Here is a 21,501-nt window from a genome sequence, read left to right on the forward strand (position 1 = left end):
TTATATTATTGGTTTCGACGTGCTTGCTTATTTTGCTCACGCAATGCGTTCTGTGTCTGATATCCAAAAAATACCTGGTTGCGTTGTATGCCGTTTGTTATTCGGTGCCTTTCCTTGGTCTTGTGAGTTGTCTGTGGGGTAACACCGTTACGCTTTGGCCAATTGGGGACTATGATTTTTATCTGGATGATTTGTTGGTATTCCGACTTTCGCTCGTCTGGTTCCTTGGTGTCGCTGGCGGACTCATTGCCTATCTACTGTCATTTTTGGTGCCGCCCAGAAGTTTGCACTCGCACCGAGAAACTTTTTTTTCCCCGCTGGACTTCAAATTAGCCGGCGGGATTTTCCTTGCGCTGTCCGCCTTTTTCATTAGCTTCAGGCTTGTAAAGCCGGACGCGATGCTTGAAATGTTCGCGGGTGTCGAGTCAGTGGTGGTTTTTTCCATCATTGCGATCGTTGCTTTGGCATTGTCCTACCCATCCAGATTGATGTTTATGGTGTCTGTCACCCTGGTGATCTCTTATTGTGTTGCCAACGCTATGACAGGGGATCGGGACTTTGTTGTACTGGTTGTTGCTGCCATTCTTGGGTTGATGTTTCGCTATAATCAATTTATCAAGTTTAAAGCTCTGTTGTTTGTTGCTGCGTTCATGGTCCTTCTGCTCGTCAGTGGTGTTGTTGTTTCAATGGGCCGAATGGACGTGGACTTAACGGCGGACAACATTACGCAGTATTTTTTGTTTAACTCCTGGAATGCGATAATTTTACCGCTTGTTCAGCAGTTAACCAATTTCTGGGATGGGGAGCACCTACGCTACGGTCAGACCTATCTCGACATGTTTCTTTCGCTGGCACCATCGCCTTTCTATTCAGCTTTCGGCATGGAAAAGCCCATTGTGGTGGATAATCCGGCCCTCTGGTATTACATTACCGGGCTCGGTGGAATTCACGTTGCTGGTGTGGCTTTTGAGAATTTCGGATTGTTTGGTGTTTTCATGAATGGATTCATCAGTGTCTGTTTCTTGCGGTTGATCGACTCGAGCTGCCGCGAGGATGATTTTTTGCGAATTTTCTTATATATGCTTTGTGCCGCAACGGTTATGCACTGGGTTTGGTATGGCGAAATATACTTGCTGAACTCATTGGTTTTTTATGTGATGGCATTAGGATTATTCCTCACTATGAAGCTCGTTCGGGTTTTGAAGTGAGCTTAAATACTTTTACTGGATTGAGAGAATAGGTATGTGCGGAATTGCGGGAGTTGTCGGGTGGAAGTTGAATCAGCAAAACGCCGTTGCCGTTGGCAAAATGGTGGATGCGCTGATGCATCGCGGTCCCGACGATGGAGCAGTTTGGTCAGATGCCGATAGTGGGGTCTCGCTGGGACACCGACGGCTTTCGATCCTGGAGTTGTCGGTACATGGAAGCCAGCCGATGATTTCCGATGACGAACGCTTTGTTATTGTTTTTAATGGTGAAATATATAACTTCAATGAGCTGCGCGAAAAGCTGATTGAGTCAGGTTTGGCACGTGTTTGGCGTGGGCACTCTGATACAGAAGTGTTGTTGGCCGCAATCGGCGCGTGGGGGGTACAGAAAACCCTTGAAAACCTGGTAGGCATGTTTGCCTTTGCTGTCTGGGATAAAGTTTCCAAAACGATGACCCTGGCGCGAGACAGAATGGGGGAGAAACCACTCTATTACGGTATTGTGGGCGACCGTTTTGTCTTCTCCTCTGAATTGAAGGCAATCAAGGCGGCATTTGGCAGTGATTTGAGAATTGATCGTCATGCACTGGCGAAGTTTGTAAGGTATGGCTATGTTCCGGCTCCGGAATCTATCTACGAAGGCATAAAAAAGTTGCAGCCAGCGCATTATTTTAGTGTTGGTTCGTTTTCCAGTGCGCCAGAGCCCGTTTCCTACTGGACGCTACCGGCGGCTGGCGAATTAAGAGACGAACTGTCGCAGGCCAGCGATAAGGAAGTTGTAGACGTTGTCGGTGAAAGATTGTCTGCTGCTGTAAAGTCGCAGATGATCGCCGATGTTCCACTTGGGGCTTTTTTGTCGGGCGGCGTCGATTCAAGCTTGATAGTTTCGTTGATGCAGTCGCAAAGCTCTACCAGCATCAACACTTACACGATCGGCTTTAACGAACCTGAATTTGATGAGGCTCCTTACGCTAAAGCTATTGCTAAGCACTTGGGGACTAACCACACCGAATTTTATCTGGGCGCTGACGATGCTGTTTCTATAATTCCGCACTTACCGGAAATATACGACGAGCCTTTTGCTGACTCCTCTCAAATCCCGACAATCCTGGTCTCCAGGATGACAAAGCAGCATGTATCCGTAGCCTTGTCCGGTGACGGTGGAGATGAGCTTTTTGCCGGATATCCTCGCTATCAGATTACCGCGGGACTATGGGCGCGCATAGAAAAGCTGCCGCTGCCTGCACGCCAGATCATGGCCTATTCACTTCGCTCGCTTTCGTCCAAAGGTTGGGACAACGTCTGTTCGATTTTGCCTGGCAGCCTTCGAGCCAAGGTTAATGGTCGGCGTATCTACAGAATGTCCGAGTTGTTGGGCTCTGAAAATCTGGCGCAGATGTATACCGGATTGATGTCTCAGTGGCAGTCGACCGACAATGTGGTCCTGGGTATCGATGCTCAACATCAAGGCGTTGCTTCCTGGGAGTCGGCAGTTGATTACGTCGAGGAAATGCGTCGCTGGGACGTCTCTCAGTATTTGCCTGATGATTTGCTGGTTAAAGTGGACCGCGGCGCGATGAGCGCAAGCCTGGAAACCCGCGCTCCATTGCTTGATCATCGAGTTGCAGAACTCGCGTTTTCCCTTTCGTCAGACCAACTGATAAAAAATGGCGTGGGAAAATGGCCGCTTCGCGAGCTTCTTAAGCGATACGTACCGACTTCATTCTTCGATAGGCCTAAGGCGGGCTTCTCTATTCCACTGGCGCAATGGTTGCGTGGGCCGCTGAAAGAATGGGCGGAGGAGTTGTTAACGGAGGAGCGACTGAAGAGAGAGGGCTACTTCGATTGTCAGAAAATTCGCTCGGCATGGCTCCAGCATCAGAATGGAACATACGATCGGAGTCTTCATTTGTGGAATATTCTAATGTTCCAATCCTGGCTCGATAAAAATAACCACTAATTTAGATTGGGCAAAAGGTTTTCCATGAAGATAGTTTTCAATGCGCTCTCTGCCCGTCTTGGTGGTGGTCAGACATATCTGATTAATCTTTTTCAGTTCGTACCTGACAATGCGGATCTTGAAATTCTGGTTTTCGCTCCGGCGTCACTCAAGCTGCCGGATCACCCGAGGATCAGGCGGGTCGAACCAGCCTGGCCCACTGAAAATCCGATTGTGAGAGCAGTATGGGAGCGGTGGGTGTTGCCCGGTATTTTGAAGGCCGAGAAGGCTGACGTCCTGTTTTGTCCCGGTGGCGTAGTGGGCACCTCTGCACCTGCAGGTTGCAAAGTTGCGACGATGTTTCGGAACATGATTCCATTTGACTTGCGAGTACGCAAAAGCATTCCGCTCGGGTTGCAGCGTCTGAGAAACTGGTTACTGAATCGTATTATGCTCAAGAGCATGCGCGATGCTGATTTGACGATATTTATTTCCAATTACGCACGTAGTGTCATTGAATCACTAACCAAGATTAAGAATGCTGTTACGATTCCTCACGGAATTGGCTCTGTATTTCGGACTCACGGTGATGCTGTCGTTCCTCGGCCGGAGTTTTTGCCCGCGGGTGAATATGTTTTATACGTGTCGAGATTTGATGTATACAAACATCATTATGAAGTGGTCAGTGCTTATGCAAATTTGCCAACTGAACTTCGTGAGAAATTCCCCCTGGTTCTTGTCGGCGAAGTAAACCTGCCGGAAGCCGAGCGGGTAAAGTCTCTGATTGCAACGCTAGGCCTCGAAGCGCAAGTGCTGTTGCTGGGGGCTATTCCCTATCAGAGTCTTCCTCCTCTTTATCATCACGCTTATCTGAATCTCTTTGCTTCATCGTGCGAGAACTGCCCTAATATTCTGCTCGAAGCGCTTGCTTCTGGCCGGCCGATGATATGCTCGAACGTAATGCCGATGCCGGAATTCGGAGCAGATGCAGCTCTGTATTTTTCTCCGTTTGACCCAAAAGATATAGGCCGCGTTCTGTCCGAGGCCTTAACGAGTCCGGATCTTTTGAAGAAACTGTCCGTTGCGGCCGTGACGCAGAGCGATAAGTTTGACTGGGAAAATACCTCAAGAAAAACATGGTCAGAGTTGTTGGCGCTGGCCGTGTGCCCGAAAAAAGGTGTTTGATAAATGAAGGTTCTTGTGGTGTCGCAATATTTTTGGCCAGAGTCTTTTATCGTCAATGATTTGGTCAAAACTTTATCTGCTCAAGGCCACGTCGTAAAAGTCCTTACCGGAAAGCCCAACTACCCGGATGGCGTCGTCTTTAGCGGCTATAGTGCTTCCGGGGCCCAGGAAGAAAAATTCGAGTCCTCGGTCAGTGTTTTTCGTGCACCTCTTAGACCTCGTGGTACTTCGGGTGCAAAAAACCTCGTATTGAACTATTTGTCATTCATCCTGAATGGCTTGAAGTACTACCCGCGTGCAGTGAAAGGGGAGGCTTATGATGCGATTTTTGTATTTGCGCCATCTCCGATTACATCGGTAATCCCGGCGATTTACTTGAAGTGGAAACTCAAGAGTCATCTGGTCGTATGGGTTCAGGATCTCTGGCCGGAGAGCTTGAGTGCGACCGGGTTCATCAAGAACAAAGCAATATTGCGCGTTGTGGGCTGGCTGGTGAAAGGTATTTACGCCTTCGTCGATACGCTTCTTGTTCAGTCGAGGGCATTTCGAGAGCCGGTCGCCCGTTACGCCAATCCTGGCAAGGTCGTGTATTACCCAAACTCGTATCAGGATGTACCTGCGAGTGTCGAAGAGACCCGGATTCCCGCACCCTTGCTCGCGGAGCTCGACAACCATTTCTGTCTGGTTTTTGCCGGAAACCTGGGGACCGCGCAGTCGGTCGAAACCCTCGTTGAGGTAGCTGACAAACTTCGCCATTTGTCGGAACTCAGGATTGTATTGGTCGGCAGTGGCAGTATGTCGAACTGGATCGAAACCCAGAAGAAATCCCGAGGTCTGGACAACCTTGTTCTCGCCGGACGCTTTTCGGCCACTGAAATGCCACATTTTTTCAGTCGCGCCGAGGGATTATTGGTGACGTTGAAGCAGGATGAGGCGTTCTCCTATACCATCCCTAGTAAAGTTCAGGCTTACCTGGCTGCGGGGAGGCCGATTATCGCCGCGCTGGACGGGGAGGGCGCGCGCGTCATTCAAGAGGCGGGAGCCGGTCTGACCACTGCAGCGCAAGACGCCGAAGGTATGGCCAACTGCATTGAGCAACTTTTTCGCATGACTTCGGATGAGCGGGAATCGTTGGGGCAGGCAGGTCGGGCTTACTACCTCGAGCATTTCGAAATGGAGCGGCAAAGTCAGCGTCTGGTCGAAATCCTCAGTAGCAGGATCAATGAATTAAAAGGTAGCTCAAAATGAAAGTTCTCGTGTTAGGGGTCACCGGAATGCTGGGTAGCACAGTGTTCAGGCAATTCCATGGAAACCCGCACTACGAGGTGTGGGGCACTTTGCGCAATCCGGGTGGCGCAAGATACTTTTCTGAGGACATGCACAGTTCGTTGATCAGCAATGTCGACGTGCTTGACCAGGACTCGCTGGTTTCGGTGCTGGCACGGGTCAAGCCGGATGTCGTCATCAACTGCGTCGGGCTCATCAAACAATTGGCCGATGCCAAAGATCCGCTTTCCGCACTCCCTATCAATGCCATGTTGCCCCATCGTATTGCCAAGTTGTGCGCGTTGTCCGGTTCTCGCCTGATTCATATCAGCACCGATTGCGTATTTTCCGGCCGTAAAGGCATGTACGCCGAGGAGGATATCTCCGATGCAGAGGATCTCTACGGTAAGTCCAAGTACATCGGTGAGCTTCACACGGACCTGAATGCCGTCACCCTGCGGACCTCGATCATTGGTCACGAACTGGGGAGCCAGTATTCACTGGTGGACTGGTTCCTGTCCCAGAGCGGGCCGGTCAAGGGTTATGAGAAGGCCATTTTCTCGGGACTTCCTACCGTAGAGCTCGCGCGTGTCATTCGCGACTACGTGATCCCGAATCCGCAACTCCATGGCCTTTATCATGTGTCGGTGGCGCCGATCGACAAGCTGTCGCTTCTTAAACTGGTAGCTGAAGTTTATGAAAAGCAAATCGATATCGTCGCCGATAGTCAAGTTTCTATAGATCGTTCACTGGACTCCTCGAAGTTCCAGGCTGCGACCGGTTACGTTCCACCTTCATGGTTGGAATTGGTTAAATCGATGCGCGCGTTGCGTTGATCATTAAATTCAATCAGGTTTGGGAAGATCGTTATGTTCGATAATAAAGTTTTGATGATCACGGGCGGTACGGGCTCGTTTGGCCATACGGTGTTGAAGCGTTTTCTGGATACCGACGTAAAAGAGATTCGCGTATTCAGCCGTGACGAGAAAAAGCAGGAAGATATGCGCATTGCTTTGTCGAATGACAAAGTGAAGTTCTACATCGGTGACGTTCGTGATCGCGATAGCCTTGATCAGGCTATGGTGGGGGTGGATTACATTTTCCACGCCGCCGCCCTGAAGCAGGTGCCTTCCTGCGAGTTCTACCCGATGGAAGCCGTGCGTACCAACGTCATGGGTACCGAAAACGTTCTGAATGCGGCCATCGCTTCGGGTGTGCAGCGCGTTGTTGTGCTCAGCACCGACAAGGCTGTTTATCCGATCAATGCGATGGGTATTTCCAAGGCCATGGCTGAAAAGCTGATGGTTGCCAAATCGCGGATGATTCCGGCGACAGGTCCGGTGATCTGCGCAACCCGCTACGGTAACGTCATGGCATCCCGTGGTTCGGTGATCCCGTTGTTCATCAATCAACTGCAGAGCGGTGAGCCGCTGACCGTCACCGACCCGAACATGACACGCTTCCTGATGTCGCTCGAGGATTCTGTTGACCTGGTTCTGCACGCGTTCGAACACGCCGAGCAAGGCGATATTTTCGTCCAGAAAGCACCTGCCTCGACAGTGGCGGACCTGGCGCAAGCGCTCAAGGAGCTGTTCGCTCGTGACAATGCCGTCAAGGTCATCGGTACCCGCCACGGTGAAAAACTTTACGAGTCGCTGATCTCCCGTGAAGAAATGGCCAAGGCCGAAGACATGGGGCGCTACTACCGTATTCCTTCGGACAATCGCGACCTTAACTACAAGAAGTTTTTTGTTGAGGGCGAACAGGAGATTTCCGATCTCGACGACTACACCTCCCACAACACCGAGCGTCTTGATGTAGAAGGCGTGAAGAAAGTTCTGTTGAATCTGGAATACATTCAGGAGCAACTTAATGCTTAAGGTCATGACGCTGGTTGGTACGCGACCAGAACTTATCAAGATGAGCCGCGTTATTGCCGAGCTTGATAAGCAGGTTAATCATGTACTGGTTCACTCGGGTCAAAACTACGACTTCGAATTGAATCAGGTTTTTTTCGATGACCTTGAAATTCGCAAGCCTGATTACTTCCTGGGTGCTGCAGGCGATACCGCAGCCAAGACCATCGCCGAAGTGATTTCCAAGGCGGATGAAGTATTTGAGGCCGAAAAGCCTGATGCGCTTCTGCTCTACGGCGATACCAATACCTGTCTGGCCGTCATCGCCGCCAAGCGCCGCAAGATTCCGGTGTTCCACATGGAAGCCGGCAACCGCTGCTTTGATCAGCGCGTGCCTGAAGAACTCAATCGCAAGGTGCTCGATCACCTGAGCGATATCAACATGGTCCTGACCGAGCATGCCCGGCGCTACCTGATTGCTGAAGGGATTCGTCCTGAAACCATCATCAAGACCGGGTCGCACATGGAGGAGGTGCTCGACTATTACATGCCGAAAATCCTCACCTCCGACGTGCTCGCACGAGAAGGCCTGGAGCAGGACAAGTTCTTCATCATCAGCGCTCACCGTGAAGAAAACGTCGATACGCCGGACAACCTTCGTGATCTGCTCAAAACGCTGCGAGCCCTGGCCGACAAGTACCAGTATCCAATTATCGTTTCCACGCATCCTCGTACCCGCAAGCGCCTGGAAGCGATCGGTGAATCGCTGGACCACCCACTGATTCGCTTCTCGAAGCCATTCGGTCTGCTCGACTACATCAAGTTGCAGATGTCGGCGTTCTGCGTGCTGTCCGACAGTGGAACCATCACTGAGGAAGCCTCTCTTCTGAATTTGCCTGCCATTACTATTCGTAATGCGCACGAGCGCCCAGAAGGGATGGACGAAGGCACTCTCATCATGAGTGGCCTGAAAGTGGAGGGCGTTCTGGATGCCGTACGTGTTGTAACCAGCCAGCATGATCGTACCCAGCGCGTTATCCCGGTCGTGAGGGATTACCAGGCAGGTCCTGTGTCGAAGCAGGTAGTTCGGGTCGTATTGAGTTACACCGACTACATCAATCGTACTGTCTGGTCGAAATCCTGAGCGCCGTCGAGGTTTGAAAAATGCGTGTTTTATTGACAGGTGCAACGGGCTTCGTTGGTCGTGCGGTATTGGGCCGCTTGGCGGCCTCTGACGATCTGGAGCCAGTGGCAGCCATTCGTGGGCACGCCTTGCCTGACTGTCCTTCGCGCGTTACTACCGTCCGAACTGCCGGGCTTAGTGCTGATACCGACTGGTCGCAGGCGCTGGATCATGTAGAGGTTGTCATTCATGGCGCGGCTCGCGTTCACGTCATGAATGACACCGAATCCGATCCGCTGGAGGCGTTTCGCAAGGTGAATGTCGAAGGCACGCTTAGCCTCGCACGGCAAGCAGCCGCGTTGGGTGTTCGTCGCTTTGTGTTCATCAGTTCGATCAAGGTCAATGGCGAAGGTACGCCGATCAATCAGCCGTACTTCGCTGATGCGACCCCCGCGCCTGGCGATCCGTATGGCATTTCGAAAATGGAGGCCGAGCAGGGGCTGCGCGAGATTGCGACCGCCAGCGGGATGGAAGTGGTGATCATCCGTCCGGTGCTCGTTTACGGTCCGGGTGTGAGAGCCAACTTTCTGAACATGATGCGTTGGCTGGACAAGGGCATTCCCTTGCCATTCGGGGCTATCCATAATCGGCGCAGCCTGGTCGCGCTCGAAAACCTTTCTGATTTGATCGTCACCTGCATCCGTCATCCGGCTGCCGCCAATCAGACCTTCCTCGTCAGTGATGGGGAGGATTTGTCCACGACACAATTGTTGACGCGGATGGCGCAGGCGTTGGGTAAACCTGCACGCTTGCTGCCTGTGCCAAGCGTGTTGCTTGAGCGCGGTGCACAGCTACTGGGCAAGCAGGCTTTGTCCCAACGACTGTGCGGCTCGTTGCAGGTCGATATAAGCAAAACTCGGGAATTGCTGGGCTGGACTCCTCCGGTCAGCGTCGATGAGGCGCTTGTGTCGGCTGCCAACTACTACAAGGAAAGGCAGCGCTAAGCTGGCTTATGACAGTGCCGGTTCAATTGCAGAATTGATTTTGGCTGTTTCAGGAAGTTGACCTTTGAACACAATATGGCTGTTGGCGTTGGTGGTGGGTGTTTCATTCTTGGGCACAGGTGCATTGCGCAAATACGCATTGGCACGCAGCTTGATAGATATTCCTAATGCGCGTAGTTCACATTCGGTTCCGACCCCTCGGGGTGGTGGTGTGGCTATTGTCGTGAGCTTTCTGATTGCGTTGCCTGTCCTGGCCTGGACAGATGCCGTGGCCTGGCCGATGGCGCTGGCTCTGCTGGGGGCAGGCGGCTGGATCGCAATCGTTGGTTTTCTGGATGACCATGGGCATATTGCCGCGCGTTGGCGCCTGCTTGCGCATTTCGGTGGTGCCATCTGGGCATTGTTCTGGATTGGGGGGATGGCGCCGATCAATCTGTTCGGCCATGAGTTCAGTCTCGGCTGGTTCGGTTATGTCATCGCAGCGTTCTATCTGGTCTGGATGCTCAATCTTTACAACTTCATGGATGGTATTGATGGTCTGGCCAGCGTCGAGGCGATTTGCGCCTGTGTCGGTGCTTGCCTGGTTTACTGGATCGCGGGCCACAGCAGCCTCGCCATTGCTCCGCTTGTACTGGCGATGGCCGTCTTGGGTTTCCTTGTCTGGAATTTTCCGCCGGCGAAAATCTTCATGGGCGATGCCGGCAGTGGTTTTCTGGGCATCATATTGGCGGTGATGTCGCTCTATGCGGCATGGACGAACCCACTGTTCCTCTGGGCCTGGCTCATTTTGTTGGGCGTCTTTATCGTTGATGCCACCTTTACCCTCATTCGTCGGCTGTTGCGCGGGGACAAGGTTTATGAGGCCCATCGCAGCCATGGATACCAGTATGCTTCACGAAAATATGGCAGTCATCGGGCGGTTACGCTGGCAATCGCTGCGATCAATTTGTTGTGGTTAGTACCAGTGGCTATATTGGTCGTCATGCAGTATCTCGATGGCATGGCGGGATTGGTCTTGGCCTACGCGCCTCTGGTGTTGCTGGCTTTCAAGTTTCACGCAGGCGAGTTGGAAATCGCTGGCAAGGTGTGATGGACGCATTGGTTTTTGAGTATTGCTTTATCGGCACGTGAGTTACCGAAAGCTGTAGTTGCTGTATCAATGCTAGGAGCTTCGAGAGGTGTTTAGAGGGGTTATGGATAAGATTCGGGCAAGGTTGTTAAGTCTGCCAAGACGACATAAGCGTATTCTGCAGGTTCTGACCGATATTTCGTTGGTCTGGTGTGCCCTGTGGATGGCGTTTGTCGTGCGCCTTGGGGTGGATGAGTTAGTCAACCCGTTCACTCAGCACGTCTGGCTTTTTGTCAGTGCACCTGTCATTGCCATTCCTCTTTTCGTCCGCTTTGGCATGTACCGTGCCGTCATGCGTTACTTTGGAAATGACGCGCTCATTGCCATTATCAAGGCAGTGACACTATCGTCCTTGATACTTGGCGTTGTGGTGTACTGGTACAGCAATCATCAAAACGTCGTTCCTCGTTCGATCATTTTCAACTATTGGTGGTTGAGCCTGATCATGATCGGCGGACTGCGCCTGGCCATGCGTCAGTATTTCATGGGCGACTGGTTCAGTGCAGCTCAGCACGTCCCGTTCACCAGCCGGGATGACGGACTGCCGAAAGTGGCCATCTACGGCGCGGGGGCGGCGGGTAATCAACTCGTTACTGCATTGCGGATGGGGCGCGTCATGCGGCCTGTTGCTTTTATCGATGACGATAGCGGAATCGCCGACAGGGTGATCTCCGGGTTACAGGTGTACGCGCCCAAGCACATCCAACAGATGATCGACAACACTGGCGCTCAGGAAATTCTCCTCGCCATTCCTTCGTCCAACCGTGGACGCCGTCGCGAGATTCTCGGGTTTCTCGAAGGCTTTCCGTTACACGTTCGCAGCGTCCCGGGTTTCATGGACCTGGCCAGCGGCCGGGTCAAGGTCGATGATATCCAGGAAGTAGACATTGCAGACCTGCTTGGGCGTGACGCCGTCCCGGCCCAGGCTGATTTGCTCGAGCATTGCATCACAGGGCAGTCCGTGTTGGTCACGGGCGCCGGGGGCTCCATTGGCTCCGAGCTTTGCCGGCAAATTCTGACGCTGCGCCCGACAACGCTTCTACTGTTCGAACACAGTGAGTTCAATCTTTATTCCATCTTGTCCGAACTGGAGCAGCGGATCGCTCGAGAGTCGCTGTCCATCCGTCTTTTGCCGATACTCGGGTCGGTTCGTAACCCGGACAAGTTATTGGATGTCATGAAAACCTGGCGAGTAGACACGGTGTATCACGCCGCGGCCTACAAGCATGTCCCCATGGTCGAACACAACATTGCCGAAGGCGTGCTCAATAATGTGATAGGCACCCTCAATACGGCCCAGGCCGCGCTCCAGGCAGGGGTGGCCAACTTTGTCCTGATTTCCACCGACAAGGCCGTGCGACCAACCAATGTCATGGGTAGCACCAAGCGCCTTGCCGAGTTGACGTTGCAAGCGCTGAGCCGTGAGTTGGCCCCGGTGTTGTTCGGTGATACGAGCAATGTTTCCCGTGTGAACAAAACGCGCTTCACGATGGTACGGTTTGGTAACGTCCTGGGATCATCGGGTTCGGTCATTCCGTTGTTTCACAAACAGATCAAGTCGGGCGGTCCGCTGACGGTCACGCATCCGAAGATCACTCGATACTTCATGACCATCCCTGAAGCGGCACAGTTGGTGATCCAGGCAGGCTCCATGGGACAGGGCGGTGATGTCTTTGTCCTGGACATGGGCGAGCCGGTGAGGATCGTCGAACTGGCCGAGAAGATGATCCATTTGTCCGGCCTGAGCGTACGCTCGGAAAAAAACCTGCATGGCGACATCGCTATCGAGTTCACCGGGCTGCGTCCGGGCGAGAAGCTTTATGAAGAGCTGCTGATTGGTGACAACGTGGCGGCCACACAGCACCCGATGATCATGACGGCCAACGAGGATCACCTGTCCTGGGATTTGCTCAAGGGCAAGTTGAGCGAGTTGCTGGCTGCGGTGGACCAGGACGACTATACGCGCGTCCGCCAGCTGTTGCGTGACACTGTCAGCGGCTACACCCCGGATGGTGAGATCGTTGACTGGATCTACCAGCAGCGCCGCCTGGAACCCTGATTGTTTCATATCCGGTAACGTACACATTTTTGACAGTTCAATAGCATCGCCTAAGTTTGGAGAGCGGCTTCGGAAAAGCCGCTTTCTCAATCGATGGCATGGAGCTTCTCTAATGCGTACAAGCAGTTTCTACTCTCTGGTTTTCGCCCTGCTCGCCAGCGCCTCTCTTACGGCAATCGCCGCACCTGCCAAGGCACCTGAGGTGACGAATGCGCCTCTGGCGCAGGATGTGGTCGCCAAGGCACAATCCGGCAAAGTCGATCTCAATAGTGCTGATGCACCTACACTGCAACGTGAGCTGGCTGGGGTGGGCGAGGCCAAAGCGAAAGCGATTGTTGCTTATCGTGAAAGTAATGGTGCGTTTGCGTCAGTTGACGAATTGCTGGAGGTGAAGGGTATCGGCAAGGCGATTCTGGACAAAAACCGCGACAGGATCGAAGTGAACTGAGGTGTGATTCAACGACAAAGGCCGATCATTGATCGGCCTTTTTCTTTAGCGAAACTAATGCCCGATGGGCTGATCACCCGAACTCAGGCAAACAACATGTCGGTATTGCTCAGCAAGGTCGTCTGGCCAAGTAGCGTGATATTGCCACCGTGAGCGCCATCGCCGGCGGTGTCGAAAGTCACAACCAGCCCGTTGTCTTGCAGCGTTTGCGTCACAGCCTTGGTAGAAGCCGTCCAGCCGTAGATATACAGGGTGTCTTCACCTTGTTTGAAGTCCTGGATGGTGTCTGAGCCCGATCCTGCGTTGAACACGAAAACGTCTCGCCCATTTCCGCCAGTCAACAGGTCGTTGCCGGTGCCTCCGACGATGAAGTCGCTGCCGTTTCCTCCAGCCAACACATCGTTGCCATCCTGACCGTACAGCGAGCAGTTTGCATCCGAGTGAGACTGGATGATGTCATTGCCGCTGTTTAATCCACTGGTACTGCCAGCCAGTTCTGCGCCAAGCGTACCGGTGTAGAGGATTTTGTCTGCCGCATTGCCACCGTAGATTTTTTCGGCGTACCCGGAGCCAGGGTTGCCAGCGACGGTGGTGGTATTGAAGTCTTTGAGTGGGGCGGCGTTGAAAACAAATGTAGCGTCTTTGGCGGTGAGCAGTGTCGTACGGCCTTCGAGCAACATTCCGCCATCAAAACGCGAGTCGCCATCTGTGTCATAGCGAAGATAGACGCCGTCCGCGGTCACTTTCTGGTCAACCCTGAAGTTGAACTCTTTTTCCGAAATTTGCGTACGACCTGAACCGCCGGTACCGCTAACGCCGAGGAAAACCAGTTGGTCGGCACCTACGCCGAAACTGTCGATGGTGTCGTTGAAGCCGTCGCCCTTCGAAAACGCGTACTGGTCTGCACCGTAACCGCCAGACATGTAGTCATCACCAGTGCCGCCGACCAGAAGATCTGCCAATTGCCCGCCAATCAGGACGTCATTGCCCTCATTACCGTAAAGTTGGCCGCCGGAAAAACGTAGCGCGAGTGTGTCATCGCCCGCTCCACCGATGAGCGTGGCGAACACCGGGCTGAGTGAGCTGCCATCATATGAAATGAAGTCAGCGCTCGAAGTGCCAGTGATCGTGGCTCTCCCGTTGTTGGTGACGGCGTTGCTATCGGTAAAATGGGTGGAGGTCAGCTTGTTGACACCGCTGTCTACCGTATAGTCAAAAACTCCGCTCAGAGAATTGGCAATGCTGGCCAGTAAGGTATCGCTCAGGCTGTCATTACTGGTATAGAGTTTATGCTCCGTAGTAATAATTTGCGCTGCATAGAGATTAGCCAGGCGCAAGGCTTCTGCGCCTGTCTCTGACCATCCGGATTCAGTTGCATTATTAGGGATGAAATATTCAACGTCGTCTGCGTTCATCATGTCTTTGACACCAACACGCTCGCCCGTTCGAACGTCGGTGTAATAGACGTTATAGTCCGCGTCCTGAATTTCCCATTTGTCGGTAGTTGTATTAAAAATTTCAAGGTACGTATGTCCCTGAAAGAATCCCTGGGAGTCTGAATACGTCCAAATGGTGCGTTTTTGCAGGCCTAGCTCCGCGCAGAGGCCGCTGAATACGTTAACCATATTGCCGCACAGAAGTTCTGCGCGTTCGGCAGTCGGGTCGCCTGTGACGGTCTTGTAAATTTGCTCGGCGGTATAGAAAGGGTCATTGCCGTGGGCAGCCCACCAGGCTCCATCCGAGTGAGTTGTATTGGTGGCCAATAATTCGCGGGCGACGTCTTGCAGCAACGCACCGGTTGCAGCCGCTTCTTCCCGGACGATATCGGCGATTAAAGAAAAATAATTGATCAAAAGTGACTCCATATTGATTGGGTGGCCGCTCCCGATACCCGAATCGTTCTGCAAACGGCGTTGCTGGCCAAAGTTTCACATATGTTACAGTTCTTTGGGCGGTATGTTAAAGAACCATTATCAGCCATAGCGTAATTATAAGTCTTCAGAGAGTAAGGGCGAGCGCTGCTCGTCGATTGCATTGCACTGCCGGAATACTGCCGATTTCATTCTGCAGGTGTTGCTCAGGTGGTACACTCGCGCGCCCCGCAATCCCCGATCAACACACCAGGTTGTCAGTTCCGAGATGATACGCAGTACACCCGAAAACAGCCTGCAAGTAGCCCTGAGGGCCTGCAGGAGCAGCTTCATATCGGTGGGTTTTTTCAGTCTGTTCATCAATGCACTGATGTTGGTCCCGACCTTCTACATGCTTCAGGTCTACGGGCGGGTCGTCACGGGCGGCAGCCTGACGACGCTGGCCATGTTGACCATTATTCTGACCTTCCTGCTCGTGACGATGGGCCTGCTGGAGTGGGTACGCTCGCGGATCATGGTTCGTGTCAGCACCAGGCTCGACGTGCTGCTTGGCCGTGATGTCTACAGGGCCAGTTTCAAACGGGCCTTGGACAGCGGTGGCATGGATGCGTCGGCCCAGTCGCTCAGCGACCTGACCGGGCTGCGCCAGTTCATGTCAGGGAACGGTCTGTTCGCGTTTTTTGATGCTCCGTGGTTGCCGATTTATGTCGCAGTGCTTTTCCTGTTTCACCCCTGGTATGGCTGGACGGCAATCGGTTGTGCGGTGGTTTTGCTGGCGCTGGCCAGTATCAATGAGCAATCCACGGGCAAAGTTCTGGCGGAGGCCAACAAGCAGAGCATTGGTGCAACACTGCACACCACCAAGAACTTGCGCAACGCCGAAGTGATCGAGTCCATGGGCATGCTTGACTCCCTCATGTCACGCTGGAGTCTGCGTCAAAAGAACGTGCTGTTGTTGCAGTCCCGAGCCAGCGATCGCAGCGGGATCATCACATCGATATCAAAAACTTTCCGTTTGCTCGTTCAATCACTGATTCTTGGCCTTGGCGCTTATCTGGCGGTAAGCCATGAGATCAGCCCCGGGCTGGTGATCGCAGGTTCCGTGCTGTTGGGGCGAGCGCTGGCGCCGCTGGACTTGATGATCGGCAGTTGGAAAGGATTCATTGCTGCCCGCTCACAATACGCACGTCTGAACAGCGTTCTCGACCAGCAAAGTGCCGAGCCGGAGCGGATGCAATTGCCCGCTCCAATCGGACATGTGACGGTAGAGAACCTCACGCTGGGGGCTCCGGGATCAAGGACCCCGATCATCAAAGGCATCGGTTTCAACGCGCCGGCAGGCGCCATGATCGGTGTTGTCGGACCAAGCGCCTCGGGCAAGTCGACGCTTGGCAAAGCCTTGATGGGCGTGTGGAAACCACAGCTTGGGGTCGTTCGTCTGGATGCCGCCGATATTGCCAATTGGGACAGAAGCCAATTGGGGCCGCACCTCGGGTATTTGCCGCAAGACATTGAATTGTTCGAAGGCACTATCAGCGACAACATAGCGCGATTTGGTGTCGTTGATCCGGATAAAGTGGTGCTGGCGGCCAGGACCGCCAGTGTCCACGAAATGATTCTGATGCTGCCCAATGGCTACGATACGGTCATTGGCGAAGGGGGCATCAATCTGTCGGGTGGGCAACGTCAGCGTATCGGGCTGGCCCGGGCACTCTATGGCAGCCCGCGGCTTATCGTTCTGGATGAGCCGAATGCTCACCTGGACGAGATCGGTGAACGTGCGCTGGCGTTGGCGCTGCAACAGTTGAAACTCACGGGGGCGACGGTCTTCGTCATCGCCCACCGGACCTCGATCCTGGCCCAGCTCGACCGCTTGCTGGTGATGAACGCCGGCACCATCAGCCTGTATGGCCCGCGGGATCAGGTCCTCGCGCAACTCAATGCGCCTCAATTGGCCGCCCAGCAAAAGCCGGCTGCCCGGGCCGGCACAGACGTCGCGTCGACCGACGTTTGACAGGAAACTCTCGATGAACCGTACACTCGCTACTCCTGCCGATACTTTCGCAGATCTGCCCACGTCCGACATATCTATACGCCGAACAGGATTTTTCATTGTACTGGTGACGTTCGGCCTGTTCGGCGGGTGGGCGACGTTTGCCCCACTCGACGGTGCGGCCTACGCGCCGGGCGTCGTTACCGTGCAAACGTATCGCAAGACGGTGCAGCATCTGGAGGGCGGCATCGTCAAGGACCTGCTTGCCCATGACGGCGATGTCGTAAAGAAGGGCGACCCGATCATCGTGCTCGATGACGCTCAACTGCGCTCCGAATACGAGATGACCCGTAGCCAGTTGATCGCTGCCAGGACGGCGGAGGCGCGCTTGCTCGCCGAGCGGGATAACCTTCCGACAATTGCCTTCCCGAGCGATATCAATTCCGACAGTCAGCGCAGTGATGAGGCGCGCTTCGGCGAGACTCAGGTGTTCAACGCGCGGCGTAGCTCGAGACTTGGGCAAATCTCGGTCCTGCAAGAGCGTATTGGTCAGTTGAATCAGCAAATCAAGGGAACCGACACCATGATCGGTACCAAGACCAGCTTGCAGGAATCCTACAGCGGCGAAATTGCCGAGTTGAAAGAGTTGCTGGCCCAGGGTTTTGTCGACAAACAGCGGATGCTGGAACAGGCGCGCAAGCTGGACTTGCTCAAGTCTGAAGTGGCGGATCACCGCTCGACAAACATCAAGACCAGGTTGCAGATCAACGAAACCCAGTTGCAGATCCTGCAGATCGACAAGGACTTCAACGCCGACGTTACCAAGCAGTTGGCAGAGACCCAGACCAAGGCCTACGACCTGCAGGAAAAAGCCTCGGCGCTGGAAGATCGCCTGAGCAGGGTGATTATTCGCGCTCCGGAAGACGGGATGGTGATTGGCATGACGGTTCACACCATCGGTGGCGTTGTGCGACCCGCAACGCCCTTGCTGGATATCGTTCCATCCGTTTCCGACCTGGTGGTCGAGGCGCAGGTCTCGCCCAATGACATCGACCGAATCGCTATCGGCAAGTTGGCGGACATTCGCTTCAGCGCCTTTAACACGGCCACGACACCTGTCATCGAAGGTCGAGTGACGAGTGTATCCGGCGATCGTTTGATCAACGAGAAAACCAGTGCACCGTACTACCTGGCGCGGATCAGTGTGACGGGGGAGGGCGCGCGAAAGCTGGGAGATCGCAAGCTGTTGGCGGGTATGCCGGCAGACGTATTGATCAACACCGGAGAGCGCACCATGCTGCAATACTTGATGCAGCCGGCACGTGACGTTATCGCCCAGTCAATGATCGAGGAGTGATCGTGCGTCTGTTTCCCTGCCTGGTTTTGGGTTCGATGGCATTGCCTGTCCATGCTGCTGAAGCGCCCACCGCCCGACCCTCTATCACTACGCCGCAAACAGCTTCGGTCAGTAAACAGAGCTACTCGGTCGACTTGATGCAGTTGTACCGCGAGTCGCGCCTGGAGGACCCTCGGGTGATCTCCTCTTACTCGAAGGCTCAATCCGGGGTCGAGCAGCAAAACCAGGCGTTTGGCAGTCTGTTGCCCTCGGTGACGGCCAACGCGGGTTTCAACCGGATCAAACAGTCCAACCTTCAAATCGACGAGGCCTACGACAGTCGCAATTATTCGGTGGGGTTGACCCAGCCGTTGTATAACAAGGCTGCCTGGGAAAACTACCAGCGCTATAAAAGCCTGGCCAAGCAGGCTGACTCCGAATCAAAAGAGGCTCAGGCCGAGGCCACGGTGGATCTTGCGCAGCGATATTTCGCTGCGCTGGCTGCCGATGATGAACTTGAATTGGTGCGGGCCGAACGCAGGGCTACCCAGAAGAACCTCGACCGGGTCAGTGCGCTTTACAGCAAGCAATTGGCGATGGTTACCGATTTGCTGGATCTCCAGGCCCGAGTCGATTCGCTGGCTGCCCAGGAAGTCGAAGCGCGTAACCAGTCCAGCCTGAGCCGTGTTGCGTTGTCGGAAATTATCGGACGACCGGTCAAAGAGAAGCTGAGTCGTGTGCGTAATGACGTCGAATTGAAGGTGTCCGCCGAAAGCCTGGAGAGTTGGGTCAATTTGGCGATCGCCGACAACCCGGCGATCAAGGCCAGTGAAAATGCACAGGAAGCAGCAGAGGCTGCCCTGCGCGAAGGTAAGGGCGGGCACTATCCCACGGTCAATCTGAACCTGAGTGCGCAGCAGAGCAACGAAGGCTACAACAATTCGTTGGCGCCACAGACCGACAGCTATGTCGCGGGTGTGGGAGTACAGATACCGATCTATAGCGGTGGCACGACGTCCGCGCGGGTAAGGCAGCTGTATCAGGATCAGCTCACCGCAGAACAGCAATTGATAGCGACGCGTCGGCAAGTGGTCAAGGAAACGACAAACGCGTATTTGACTGCAGACTCAAGCGTGGAAAAGATCCACGCCAGCCGCAATGCATTGGCCTCGGCCGAGCAATCGCGCATTGCGGCTGAAAAAGCATTTACCTATGGCGTGGTTAATGCCGTGGATGTCTTGACCGCTGTGCAGAACGAATTCAAAGCACGTCGCGATCTGCTCAAGACTCAATACGACTTTATAACCAACCTTTTTATCCTGAATCGCTGGGCCGGAAAGTTGTCGGAAGAAAGTGTCGAAAACGTCAATCTCTGGTTGAGTGGAAATGATCAAGCGATCACTTCACCAGAGACGCTGCGGGAGTAAGTTGTCGTCCGTCAAGCGCTCTTTGCGTAGCGGGACTGACAAGCTGTATTGTCAAAAAAGCGCTGTTGGTATTTTTGGGGGGATACAGGATGGTACTAAAGCCATTGGTCAAGTCGAGCTGCGCTTGAAGAGCAAGCGCAGCCCTCGACAATTAACGACGTGATGAATGCAGAGACAGTACGGCGCGACGAATGATGGCGACACCCAGGCCGAGCATGAATCCAAAGATCAGGCCAAATCCAACGATCAGGGCTTTCTTCGGTTTTATAGGTGCTTGAGGTTCCGTCGCATCTTTATCAACATTGACCAGTTTTAACTGATCGAAATTTACATTCAGTTGCTTCAGGTGAGTCAACTCACCGCTGATGTCCGCGAAGTCCTTGAGAAACAGTTCAGGATGATTCCGCTCCTTGAGAAGTGCTGCTTCGCGGTTGGTGGTCAGCAGGCTGAGCTCTTTTTGAATCTCATCAATACGCGGCTCGGTGAAGTCATCGGAATGACGAGCTACCAAGGTGGCACGCTCTGCTTCCAGTGCCGCCTGTCCCAGGAAATACAAGGGTATTTTCTGGTTGTTGACTTCCGTGCGGATCATGTTGCCCTGATGTGCTTGCTCTCCATCTCCCAGCGCCGAAGGTGTGGTGGGTTTTACAATTCCGAGTTTCTTGGCGATGACGATGGCTTCATCAAGTTCTTTGATGCGGTTTTGTCTGCGGCTTTGCAGTTGTTGACGCAGTGCTTTGAGTTCGTCTTGAAGTACTTGCTTTTTTAGCTGATCTTTTTCCAGCAAGTGAGCAATTTTGGAGTCTTTCTCTGCCTCATAAGCGGACTTTTTTGACTCCAGCTTCTTTTCAGCCTGGTCGATGCGGTTGGCAATCAATATTTTTAAGTTTAAAGCAACTTTTTCCTTTTCGCCTTTGACAACGAAGTCGGTAAAGTCTCTCAAGATGCCTACGCCATCTACACCCTGAGGATATCTGAGGCTAAGGCCAACGGCTTCGGAAAGGCTGGAGCTCTTTTTAGGGTCAATTTTCTCAAGCGAAAATGCTCTTTCGTTGAACGTCTCAAATGCGCTCTCAATGGATTGCCCAGGTGCCTGCAATGGCGCAAGGTACTGCGGATTGGCCTGGAAGAACTTCAGGCGGACATCATAAGACTGCATTGATGAGCCGATGATATTCAGTGCGTCTTTTGGCAAGAGCTTGTAAAGCCCGGACTCATTCAACTCATCCAGGTCTGCCAGAGGGACAGGCCGGACAGTGGTTTCAACTTCATATTCCGGAGTTGCCAACAGGGCATAAGCAATAGCGGCGGTAACAGTTAGTGCAGTAAACAATAAAATAATTGCTCTTTGATCCCAAAGGCTACCGATAAGCTCCTTTACTTCAACGACTTCCTGTCGGGGGGTATCAATAGTGTTTACTGGAATGTTCATTACGCGCTCTAAAAAATTGGACAGACTCTCCAAACTATGTCTGGAAATTGCCGTCATCTAGGTTAGAAAACTTTACATTTTGTTAAATTTTTTGGATTTTCCAGCATTTGTTAACAAACAGCAAGGGCGGGGAACTGTCACGGATGCGAGCGCAGTCGCGGCTCAGACATCGCCTTGAAGGCCCTATCGTCAGGCCCCCGTCTCTCTGTGACCGTTGAAAGCGCT

16 protein-coding genes are annotated in these 21,501 nt (G+C 53.3%); 14 read left to right on the top strand and 2 right to left on the bottom strand.

Annotated features, from left to right (window positions below; translation table 11 throughout):
- The first annotated feature begins 23 nt into the window (after positions 1 to 23).
- From KW840_RS03240 to KW840_RS03290, 11 genes are all read left to right on the top strand, one after another.
- Positions 24 to 1,208, top strand: a complete 1,185-nt coding sequence (locus KW840_RS03240; RefSeq protein ID WP_218494435.1) for a hypothetical protein — start codon at positions 24 to 26, stop codon at positions 1,206 to 1,208.
- Between the two features lie 34 nt (positions 1,209 to 1,242).
- Positions 1,243 to 3,168 carry an asparagine synthase (glutamine-hydrolyzing) gene (asnB, locus tag KW840_RS03245; protein WP_218494436.1) on the top strand — a complete coding sequence of 642 codons (1,926 nt, stop codon included), beginning with the start codon at positions 1,243 to 1,245 and terminating at the stop codon, positions 3,166 to 3,168.
- A gap of 24 nt (positions 3,169 to 3,192) precedes the next feature.
- Positions 3,193 to 4,332: a glycosyltransferase family 1 protein gene (locus KW840_RS03250; protein WP_090457131.1), complete on the top strand. Its 1,140-nt coding sequence runs from the start codon at positions 3,193 to 3,195 to the stop codon at positions 4,330 to 4,332.
- A 3-nt stretch (positions 4,333 to 4,335) separates the two neighbouring features.
- On the top strand, positions 4,336 to 5,580 hold the full coding sequence (locus KW840_RS03255; RefSeq protein ID WP_218494437.1) for a glycosyltransferase family 4 protein: 1,245 nt from the start codon (positions 4,336 to 4,338) through the stop codon (positions 5,578 to 5,580).
- Positions 5,577 to 6,434, top strand: coding sequence for an SDR family oxidoreductase (locus tag KW840_RS03260; protein WP_218494438.1), 858 nt, complete (start codon positions 5,577 to 5,579; stop codon positions 6,432 to 6,434). The genes KW840_RS03255 and KW840_RS03260 overlap by 4 nt, the downstream gene beginning before the upstream one ends.
- Before the next feature lie 33 nt (positions 6,435 to 6,467).
- Positions 6,468 to 7,478 (top strand): polysaccharide biosynthesis protein, encoded by a 1,011-nt coding sequence (locus KW840_RS03265; RefSeq protein ID WP_218494439.1) that lies wholly within the window; start codon positions 6,468 to 6,470, stop codon positions 7,476 to 7,478.
- Entirely contained in the window at positions 7,471 to 8,598 is a 1,128-nt protein-coding gene (gene wecB / locus KW840_RS03270; RefSeq protein ID WP_090457125.1) for a non-hydrolyzing UDP-N-acetylglucosamine 2-epimerase, read from the top strand. The genes KW840_RS03265 and wecB overlap by 8 nt, the downstream gene beginning before the upstream one ends.
- A gap of 20 nt (positions 8,599 to 8,618) precedes the next feature.
- Complete coding sequence (locus KW840_RS03275; RefSeq protein ID WP_090457123.1) at positions 8,619 to 9,581, top strand: SDR family oxidoreductase; 963 nt, start codon at positions 8,619 to 8,621, stop codon at positions 9,579 to 9,581.
- Between the two features lie 64 nt (positions 9,582 to 9,645).
- A complete protein-coding gene (locus KW840_RS03280; RefSeq protein ID WP_218494440.1) occupies positions 9,646 to 10,671 on the top strand; it encodes a glycosyltransferase family 4 protein in 1,026 nt (341 codons plus the stop codon).
- A 103-nt stretch (positions 10,672 to 10,774) separates the two neighbouring features.
- Positions 10,775 to 12,769, top strand: a complete 1,995-nt coding sequence (locus KW840_RS03285) for a nucleoside-diphosphate sugar epimerase/dehydratase (protein ID WP_090457119.1) — start codon at positions 10,775 to 10,777, stop codon at positions 12,767 to 12,769.
- Between the two features lie 112 nt (positions 12,770 to 12,881).
- Positions 12,882 to 13,217 (top strand): helix-hairpin-helix domain-containing protein, encoded by a 336-nt coding sequence (locus KW840_RS03290; protein ID WP_218494441.1) that lies wholly within the window; start codon positions 12,882 to 12,884, stop codon positions 13,215 to 13,217.
- An 83-nt stretch (positions 13,218 to 13,300) separates the two neighbouring features.
- Here the strand turns inward: KW840_RS03290 and KW840_RS28815 are convergent, their stop codons facing one another.
- Complete coding sequence (locus KW840_RS28815) at positions 13,301 to 15,070, bottom strand: calcium-binding protein (RefSeq protein ID WP_218494442.1); 1,770 nt, start codon at positions 15,068 to 15,070, stop codon at positions 13,301 to 13,303.
- 289 nt (positions 15,071 to 15,359) lie between these two features.
- Here KW840_RS28815 and KW840_RS03300 point away from each other — a divergent pair, with 289 nt between their 5' ends.
- From KW840_RS03300 to KW840_RS03310, 3 genes are read left to right on the top strand one after another with little or no spacing between them, the layout of a single operon-like run.
- On the top strand, positions 15,360 to 17,102 hold the full coding sequence (locus KW840_RS03300) for a type I secretion system permease/ATPase (protein WP_218494509.1): 1,743 nt from the start codon (positions 15,360 to 15,362) through the stop codon (positions 17,100 to 17,102).
- A gap of 13 nt (positions 17,103 to 17,115) precedes the next feature.
- The gene (locus KW840_RS03305; RefSeq protein ID WP_218494443.1) at positions 17,116 to 18,438 is read left to right on the top strand and encodes an HlyD family type I secretion periplasmic adaptor subunit; all 1,323 of its coding nucleotides are present in this window, start codon (positions 17,116 to 17,118) and stop codon (positions 18,436 to 18,438) included.
- A 35-nt stretch (positions 18,439 to 18,473) separates the two neighbouring features.
- On the top strand, positions 18,474 to 19,844 hold the full coding sequence (locus KW840_RS03310; protein WP_218494510.1) for a TolC family outer membrane protein: 1,371 nt from the start codon (positions 18,474 to 18,476) through the stop codon (positions 19,842 to 19,844).
- Positions 19,845 to 19,995: 151 nt separating this feature from the next.
- Here KW840_RS03310 and KW840_RS03315 read toward each other — a convergent pair whose 3' ends face one another.
- Positions 19,996 to 21,276 carry a Wzz/FepE/Etk N-terminal domain-containing protein gene (locus KW840_RS03315; RefSeq protein ID WP_218494444.1) on the bottom strand — a complete coding sequence of 427 codons (1,281 nt, stop codon included), beginning with the start codon at positions 21,274 to 21,276 and terminating at the stop codon, positions 19,996 to 19,998.
- Positions 21,277 to 21,501 lie beyond the last annotated feature (225 nt).

The sequence above is a fragment of the Pseudomonas sp. PDM30 genome, assembly GCF_019218985.1.
In the GTDB taxonomy this organism is placed as follows: domain Bacteria; phylum Pseudomonadota; class Gammaproteobacteria; order Pseudomonadales; family Pseudomonadaceae; genus Aquipseudomonas; species Aquipseudomonas jessenii.

Bases quoted from the DNA above. Each gene is read 5' to 3' on its own strand.
- KW840_RS03310 (WP_218494510.1), top strand. From the start codon at position 18,474: ATGGCATTGCCTGTCCATGCTGCTGAAGCGCCCACCGCCCGACCCTCT.
- KW840_RS03255 (WP_218494437.1), top strand. From the start codon at position 4,336: ATGAAGGTTCTTGTGGTGTCGCAATATTTTTGGCCAGAGTCTTTTATC.
- wecB (WP_090457125.1), top strand. From the start codon at position 7,471: ATGCTTAAGGTCATGACGCTGGTTGGTACGCGACCAGAACTTATCAAG.
- KW840_RS03275 (WP_090457123.1), top strand. From the start codon at position 8,619: ATGCGTGTTTTATTGACAGGTGCAACGGGCTTCGTTGGTCGTGCGGTA.
- KW840_RS03285 (WP_090457119.1), top strand. From the start codon at position 10,775: ATGGATAAGATTCGGGCAAGGTTGTTAAGTCTGCCAAGACGACATAAG.
- KW840_RS03315 (WP_218494444.1), bottom strand. From the start codon at position 21,276: ATGAACATTCCAGTAAACACTATTGATACCCCCCGACAGGAAGTCGTT.
- KW840_RS03260 (WP_218494438.1), top strand. From the start codon at position 5,577: ATGAAAGTTCTCGTGTTAGGGGTCACCGGAATGCTGGGTAGCACAGTG.
- asnB (WP_218494436.1), top strand. From the start codon at position 1,243: ATGTGCGGAATTGCGGGAGTTGTCGGGTGGAAGTTGAATCAGCAAAAC.
- KW840_RS03305 (WP_218494443.1), top strand. From the start codon at position 17,116: ATGAACCGTACACTCGCTACTCCTGCCGATACTTTCGCAGATCTGCCC.
- KW840_RS03265 (WP_218494439.1), top strand. From the start codon at position 6,468: ATGTTCGATAATAAAGTTTTGATGATCACGGGCGGTACGGGCTCGTTT.
- KW840_RS03250 (WP_090457131.1), top strand. From the start codon at position 3,193: ATGAAGATAGTTTTCAATGCGCTCTCTGCCCGTCTTGGTGGTGGTCAG.
- KW840_RS03290 (WP_218494441.1), top strand. From the start codon at position 12,882: ATGCGTACAAGCAGTTTCTACTCTCTGGTTTTCGCCCTGCTCGCCAGC.